Annotated in this window: 7 protein-coding genes; 4 read left to right on the forward strand and 3 right to left on the reverse strand. The window is 30.4% G+C overall.

Features of this window, described 5'->3' with window-relative positions:
* Window positions 1–189: 189 nt before the first annotated feature.
* The 4 genes from CCO88_RS08685 to CCO88_RS08700 all read left to right on the forward strand — a co-directional run bounded on the left by CCO88_RS08685 (window position 190) and on the right by CCO88_RS08700 (window position 6,408).
* A complete protein-coding gene (locus CCO88_RS08685; protein ID WP_002840220.1) occupies window positions 190–1,404 on the forward strand; it encodes a hypothetical protein in 1,215 nt (404 codons plus the stop codon).
* A complete protein-coding gene (locus CCO88_RS08690) occupies window positions 1,401–4,499 on the forward strand; it encodes a hypothetical protein (RefSeq protein ID WP_002840221.1) in 3,099 nt (1,032 codons plus the stop codon). Before CCO88_RS08685 ends, CCO88_RS08690 begins: the two co-directional genes overlap by 4 nt.
* 196 nt (window positions 4,500–4,695) lie before the next feature.
* Window positions 4,696–5,001, forward strand: a complete 306-nt coding sequence (locus CCO88_RS10945; RefSeq protein ID WP_162136879.1) for a putative barnase/colicin E5 family endoribonuclease — start codon at window positions 4,696–4,698, stop codon at window positions 4,999–5,001.
* Window positions 5,002–5,133: 132 nt separating this feature from the next.
* Window positions 5,134–6,408, forward strand: coding sequence for an MFS transporter (locus tag CCO88_RS08700; RefSeq protein WP_002840223.1), 1,275 nt, complete (start codon window positions 5,134–5,136; stop codon window positions 6,406–6,408).
* A 37-nt stretch (window positions 6,409–6,445) separates the two neighbouring features.
* Here the strand turns inward: CCO88_RS08700 and CCO88_RS10720 are convergent, their stop codons facing one another.
* From CCO88_RS10720 to CCO88_RS08710, 3 genes are all read right to left on the reverse strand, one after another.
* Window positions 6,446–6,616, reverse strand: a complete 171-nt coding sequence (locus tag CCO88_RS10720) for a hypothetical protein (RefSeq protein ID WP_002840224.1) — start codon at window positions 6,614–6,616, stop codon at window positions 6,446–6,448.
* 94 nt (window positions 6,617–6,710) lie between these two features.
* The gene (locus CCO88_RS08705) at window positions 6,711–7,061 is read right to left on the reverse strand and encodes a hypothetical protein (protein WP_002840225.1); all 351 of its coding nucleotides are present in this window, start codon (window positions 7,059–7,061) and stop codon (window positions 6,711–6,713) included.
* On the reverse strand, window positions 7,051–7,260 hold the full coding sequence (locus CCO88_RS08710) for a hypothetical protein (RefSeq protein WP_002782211.1): 210 nt from the start codon (window positions 7,258–7,260) through the stop codon (window positions 7,051–7,053). The genes CCO88_RS08705 and CCO88_RS08710 overlap by 11 nt, the downstream gene beginning before the upstream one ends.
* Window positions 7,261–7,322: the final 62 nt, after the last annotated feature.

Consider the following 7,322-nt stretch of genomic DNA (forward strand, 5'->3'; position numbering starts at 1 on the left):
TAAGCCTTGACTATAATTATACAAAGTAGTATAATTATAACTATAATTTTGGTTAGCAATTTAATCACCTCCCAACTGGGCGGTAAATTAACGCTAAAGGGCGGCAACCCTTTGGCGTTGCACCCTTTTAAAATTATACACAAACTTCCTTAAATCCTTTATTTTAAAAGAAAGAATAAAGGAAACAAAATGGCATTTTATAACCCACAAAGAGTAGTATTTAATCCTGATACAGGCGTTATACAAAACGCAGGAAAAGTCGGTGGTGTCTTATATGACATCATGAGCAAAAGTTTTGATGATAAAGTTAAAGCTAATGAGTTTCAGCAAGAGCAAGATTTAAGAAAGCAACAAATGGAATTTAATCAGGCTATGCAAAATAATCAGCTTTTGCAAAATGAGAGAAACTTTGATTATCAAAAAGAAAGAGCAAATATAGCAGATCAGCAATGGCAAATGAATTATAATCAAAGAGCTAGACAATATGCCATGCAAAATGCTTTAAGACAGCAAGCAATAAATACTAATAAGGCTTACAAGGATTTAAATTATCAAAAAGGATTATTAGAACTCCAAAAATTGCAAAATGAGATAAATACAAAACAAAAAGAGCAAGATTTATTAAATAAAGTTTTTAGTAATGCTCAAGGTTTTGATGGTCAAAGCAATACAAATTTACCAAATAATACAAGATATAAAGCAGATGCTCAGTTTTTAGATTTAGCAAGCAATCAAGGCAAAACCTACGATACTACACATGGATTTTGGAATGGAGCTATAGAGCGTGCTTTTGGTGGATGGGGAAGTCAAAGCACGGATTTAAATGATGCAAGTGATTTATTCTTAAAAAGAATGCAAAGTGATTTATTAAGAGGTGGTAAAAATGCTAAATGGAATTTAGAGAATATACAAGCCAATTTCCCTATTAATGGTTATACCATGGAAGCAAATAATCAAAGGGTAGCTCAAGCATTAGCAGGAGAATGGTTAGCACAAGCTCCAAACTCTTATAAAATGGAATTAGAAGAAAGACTAGGAAACGCAAAAACAAATATGGAGAAACAAAGTGCTATAGAAGACTATCAAAAGAATATGAATTTTTATAATAACTATGCCCCAAAAGTAAAAGCTTTTTACTGGGATGAAAAATACTCAAAACCTAGTAAAAATGCAGTAATTATAGATAATTCAACAACTAATCAAAATATACAAAACGATTTAGCCAAAAATACATTAGAAGTGCAAAATCAAAATACTCCAAAATTACATAGTGTTAGCTTTAATGGAATTAATGCTCAAATATCAGAACCTGATGCTAATGGTAATGTAATATTAGTTAATCAAGCAGGTAGAAAAATGCAAGTTAGCGTAGAAGAATTAAAAAAACAAGGATTGATACAATGAATATAAGAGAATTTTTATTAGAAAAACCGCAAGAAAATAACATTATTTCTTTTTTGCAAGATGAAGTAAGTCAAAATGAAAATCAAAATACAAATGAATATTTAGCAAGTTTAAAAAATGAAGCAATCAATGATTTTTATAAAAATAAAGATAAATATGCTAAAGAATATGAAAAATATAATTTCAAAGACCAAAATTTAACAAATCCTATGGGAAATGTTAGTGAATATAAAAGGGATTTATATGATTATAATAAAAATCCATCCATGAATGCTGATGATTTGAGTGATTATATTTTAGATAAGCAGTCTAAATTTAATGCCTCTAAACCTATTTTTACTGATGATAATGAAGTAGCAAGAAAAAATAATCAATTTATGAGAGATTTAGGCGATGAGCTACAAAAATCAGGGCGCGGAAAATTATTACAAGATGATGATGGCTCTTATTGGGTGCAAGATAATAACGGAAATTATTCTAAAGTGCAAGGTAGCACAATGGGTAATTTATATCGCGGAATAAGAGATAATGGTGCTAGTGTAGCTCTAGGAACAGCAGGTGCAATTGGTGGTAGCATGCTAGGCGGTGGAGTTGGTATGGTTGCAGGTGGTGCATTAGGTGCATCTTTGGGAGCAGGATACGATTACTACGGAAATACAAAAGATACAAATCAAGATGCAAATTTAAAAGAAGCTCTTATGCTTATGGGTGAAAATGCAGGACTTTCTTTAATAGGTGATGCAGCTTTTGCTGGAGTTGCCAAAGGAGCAAGAGTTTTAAAAAATACCTATAATATGACTAAAACAGGAGCAAGGGCCGGTAAAGATATGATAGATGGCATGGCGGTAAAAGGTGGTAATTTAGGTAATAGGGTTATAGATAAAATCACCCAAAAAGATATTCCTATGATAGGAAAATTTACAGATGGTGGTTTGCAAAATGCAGAAACAATTTTTAATAATCTTACAAAAAATGTAGAGAATAAAAAACAAATAGATGAACTTATAGCAAAAGAAAATCCAACATACTTAGAAAATGGAAAGCCTACAATAGAAATATTAAAAAACATTGTCGAGCAAGGACTTAACAAGAATAATCCACAATTTATACAAGATAGCGCTAAAAGAACAAGTGCTATTTTAAAAAATATTTCAAATACTTTACAAGGAGTTCCAACTACTCAAAGAAGAGAAATATTATTAAAATCAGCTCAAGCTTATCCCGAAATAGGAAGTTTTTTAGATGATGTTTTAAAGGCTGATAAGGATGCTAGTATTTCTTTTTTAAATATAATTAAAGAACAAGATGAAGTATTTAAGAACAAAACAGGTTTAAATGGCGAGTTTGATGTTAAGGCTTGGCAAAAAGATAATAGCTCTTATAAAAAAAGAATTAATAATGAATACGCTCAAGCTATAAAAAGTATAGATGAGCTTAACAACGGCTCAATAAGGTTAAGCAAAGAAGATTTAGCAAAGATTGAAGAGTTTAAAAACAACAATTTTTTAGAGCAAGATATAAAAACAAATATTAGTAGCTTTCTAGAAGATACTATTGATAAAGACTTAAGTGCTGAGCAAATATTTAACTTAAGAAGTGCTATAAATAAGCAATTAGCCACAGGAAATAAGACATATAATACTAAAGAAGCTTATAGGCTAGTAAAAGATACTTTAGATGAAACTATGATAAAAAATGCAAGTGATAAAGAACTAGCAAAGAAGATTTTAGAAGATGCTAATAAAAACTATGCGTTAAAAGAAAATTTTAATAATAGTTATCTAGGAAAAATCAAAGACCAAGAAACACCCGAAGCACTCGCGCAAAGAATAGCTAATGGTGCTAGAAATATCAATGAAGACAAAGATTTAAAAAGAGCTTTTGAAGGTATGAATGAAGCAGAGCGAAAAGCAAATGAAAAACATGCTTTTAATGCATTACTAGCAAAACATAGAATTGAAGATATAGGATATGATTTTAAGAACCTAGCAAAAGATATGGATAATGTAGAATTTGTAAGTAAAGATTTAAAATATGCAAAAGAAGTAGTAAATGTTTATGCAAAAATTTATCAAAACAATAAAGACTTAATAATGACGGCTTTAGCTAGTAGTGGCAAAAAAACAAATTCTTCAATAGCCACAACAATACAGGGTGTTTTTGATAGGATATTAATAAGTGGTGTTTTTGCTAGAATACATGCTTTAGTTCCTTTTATGAAAAGTGCTAAAGAACAAGCATTAAGAAATCAAATACTAGATGCATTAAAACTTGCTAAAACCAATAAAGAAGTTATATCTAATCTTAAAAACATAAAAATAGCGGATAAAGAACAAAGTAGAATTTTTAAAGATGCTTTGGATAATTATATTAAAGTAGATAAACAACAAAATAAAATATTAAAAGATGCACTAATAAAAGAAGGTGTTATCAAAGGCGACAACTTCTTCATGGATAAAGCTGATCCGAGCAAAGCAAAGAGTGATTATACTGCTAAATTTAATGTAGAAAAATGGATTAATAATGTTTCAGGAATTTTAAAAGATGAATGGGTGGTAAATTTAAAAGCTATGGCTAAAAAACACCCTGAAATGTTTAAAAACGAAGCAGATGTATTTAAGGTAATTAAAGAGATAAAAGACAATCCTACTCATTTTTTTAAAAACTATGATGATGAAGTGGCATTAATAGCTAAACCTTTAAAAGATGATAAGGTTGGCAATATAGCCATAAAAAAAGATAGTGGCAAAATTATACATATTAATAAAACAAAAGGTAAGGATTTGGAAAGATTAAATCGTAGAAATAAAGCAATGCTGACAGGTACGCCAACTCCTGCAACCACTAAAGGCAGTACTACCAATGTGGAAGGCGATTTATTACAGCATTCTTTTAAAAATTCTACCCAAGCTAAGCCTAAAAAAAACTTAATGGAAGATATAAAAGAGAACATTAAGGCAAAAGAAGTAAAGAAAAAGAATAAAAAAAGCGTAAAACAAAGTCTTGATGAAAAAATACAAAATGATAAAAAAGCTAGAGAAGAAAGAATTAAGAAAATAAAACAAGTTATAGCTAGAAAGCAAAAAAATAGATAAGGTTACAGATAAAAAAATAGCAGGAAAAATAGGCACTTATGCGCTAAAAAATCTTATTAAATTAAAAGAAAGGAGCGAAGATAAATAAAAATTAAGGGCTTAAAGTCCTTGATTTTTATCTCGTTCTTTAAAAGAATTTGGAAAAAATTATGCAGAATATTATCACGATGGAAAAGGTGCTTTACAAAAACTACTCATTGAAAAACAAGGACAGGTAGCTGGGGCTTTTCATAGAAAAGATTTAGGAGATATTGATTTGGTTTGGGGAGAGGTAATAGATAAGATAAAACATAAAGGTTATGGTTTAGCTCATATTATCGATAAGCATCCTGAGTTGGACTTGAAATTAGTTAGCGATATTATCGATAAGGGGAAATTAAATAACCAAAACAACATAAGATATAGAATAGAATATAAAAATTATATTATAGGTTTAAGCAGTGAATATAAAGGAAATAAAAGAACTTTTATAATTACAGCTTTTGAAAGATACAAAGGATAAAAACAACACTTTCACCGATTGTTTTTTTGCGGTTAGCTCGGACAATTTACTAACCAACCTTTTATCAATTATAGCATAAATTCATGTTGATTTAAAATTTTTTGGCTAAAATTCTCAGCAAAAAGGACAAAAATGCAAACAACCAAACTAAGCAAAAAGGCTCAAATTCACTCTGTTATCGCTGCAAGTAGTGGCAATCTTGTTGAATGGTTTGACTTTTATATTTATGGTTTTGCGGCTGTGTATTTTGCTCATAATTTTTCTAATGCCACTTCAACACTTTTTGCGCAAATTGAAATTTTTGGTGTCTTTGCGGCTGGCTTTTTAATGCTGCCTGTTGGAAGCATTATTTTTGGCAAAATGGCTGACATTAAGGGGCGTAAAAGGGCGATGATAGTTTCTATCATCTTTATGGCATTTGGTTCTTTTGGCATAGCCTTTTTGCCTGATAAACAAGCAATTGGAGATATGGCTGTGGTGCTTTTGCTGCTTTTGCGGCTTATTCAAGGCATAGCAGTTGGCGGGGAATTTGGTATAGTTGCAGCTTATTTAACAGAAATTGCCCCACAAGGCAAAAGAGGCTTTGTATCAAGCTTTCAATATGTTACCATAATCGGCGGACAACTTCTTGCGGTTGCAAGCATTAGCCTTTTATTTTTGTTTATAGATGAAAAACAAATGCAAGAATTTGGTTGGAGAATTTTATTTTTCGTGGGCGGAGTTTTGGCTGTTTTAAGCCTCTTTTTTAGAAGTTTTATACAGGATAATTCTCATAAAGTCCTTGAAAATTATACTGATAGAGGGAGCTTTAAAGCCCTTTTTAAATCCTACAAAGCCCTTTTAATAGTAATAGGCGTAACGGCTGGTTGCACCATAGGCTTTTATGCAATCACAGTTTATCCTAAGGTATTTATGATAAATAACGGCGTTGATACAATCTTAGCCAATAACATTATGCTAGGCTCTTTATTTGTGCTGTGCGTGGCTATACCCTTTATCGGAGCAATTAGCGATAAAATAGGCTTTAAAATTTCACTCTTCATTTATCTTGGTTTTTGTCTTGTAGGGACTTATCCGCTTTTTATGGCTTTAAAAAGCGTAGCATTAAACGGGTCAAATGAGTTTTTGCTCTTTGTTATAGTTTGTTTTATGTGTTTTATGTTAAGTTTTTACACAGCTGTGGCAGCTATTTCTAAAACCTCACTTTTTCCACCCCAAATTCGTGCACTTGGTGCTGGACTTGGGTGTATGATAAGTGTGGGACTTTTCGGCGGAAGCGTGAATTATGTAGCCTTGCAATTTAAAGCACTTGGCATAGAATGGGGCTTTTTTGTGTATTTTGGCGTTATTGCTTGTATCTCGCTTATTTGCACAGCCTTAATACCAAAGCAAAGAGAACTTGACTAGAGCGCACTTGCGTGATAAAAAAATTTTTAAAATAATATTACTTTTGTTTTGTGATTTTTTCAATTTGTTTCTCTCTAAATTCAATATTCTCTTTATATAATTTTGCTTGTTTTTCTCTTATAATAGCATTTAAATCCCATAAATTAAAGCATTCGTTTTTTATAGGCTTACCTACAAAACCATCTATAAAAGCTTGTGTTTTTGTCATTTTGGTTTTCCTTATTTTTGTTTTGTGATTTTTTACTTAATGTCTCTTTATGCCCTTCATATTTATTACTCATAAATAGTTTTTCCAAGTCCAACTAGGTTTTAGATGAACCAACACCTGCTAAATATCCAAAAACACTTGCTAATGTTGTACTGAGCAAGCCCAATCCTATTTCTATTTTTTCAGTAAATAAAATAAGATAAAGACTAGCTATCAGAAGAATAAAAACTGCAGTACATGCTATATTCATAGATTTGTGCCATTTTTTATTTTCTTTAGTCAGTTTATTAACAGCAAAATCATATTGTCTTTGATTGTCTTCTCTAGTGGCTTCAATTTGAGCTAAAGTAGCCTTTTGCTTGCTGACTTCTATTTCAGCCATAACTTTGCCTACTTTTTCAAAAGTTTCAATTTCTTTATTATCTTTAACTATTTCATTTTTCATATTTAAGTTTCACGTTATCTTCAAAATTTGTATTGTTTTGCTGTATAGCTTTTAATGCACCTTGTATTATCAATAGATCTATATTTTGTATTTTTGGATAATACCCTTTATAGTTTAAATAAGAAATAACAACAGCATTGTTTGGTTTTTGTTCTTGAAGTATTTTTGCTTCATTATAGGCATTTAATATACTACTCATTTCAATTCCTTTTGATAATTAGATTATACTTTTTTTATAATTAATTTATACTTATTTTATAT

The organism is Campylobacter coli LMG 9860 (assembly GCF_000254135.1).
GTDB lineage: Bacteria > Campylobacterota > Campylobacteria > Campylobacterales > Campylobacteraceae > Campylobacter_D > Campylobacter_D coli.

Excerpts from the sequence above, each read along its gene's own strand:
- CCO88_RS08685 (WP_002840220.1), top strand. The coding sequence starts at position 190 with ATGGCATTTTATAACCCACAAAGAGTAGTATTTAATCCTGATACAGGC.
- CCO88_RS08690 (WP_002840221.1), top strand. The coding sequence starts at position 1,401 with ATGAATATAAGAGAATTTTTATTAGAAAAACCGCAAGAAAATAACATT.
- CCO88_RS08700 (WP_002840223.1), top strand. The coding sequence starts at position 5,134 with ATGCAAACAACCAAACTAAGCAAAAAGGCTCAAATTCACTCTGTTATC.
- CCO88_RS10720 (WP_002840224.1), bottom strand. The coding sequence starts at position 6,616 with ATGACAAAAACACAAGCTTTTATAGATGGTTTTGTAGGTAAGCCTATA.
- CCO88_RS08705 (WP_002840225.1), bottom strand. The coding sequence starts at position 7,061 with ATGAAAAATGAAATAGTTAAAGATAATAAAGAAATTGAAACTTTTGAA.
- CCO88_RS08710 (WP_002782211.1), bottom strand. The coding sequence starts at position 7,260 with ATGAGTAGTATATTAAATGCCTATAATGAAGCAAAAATACTTCAAGAA.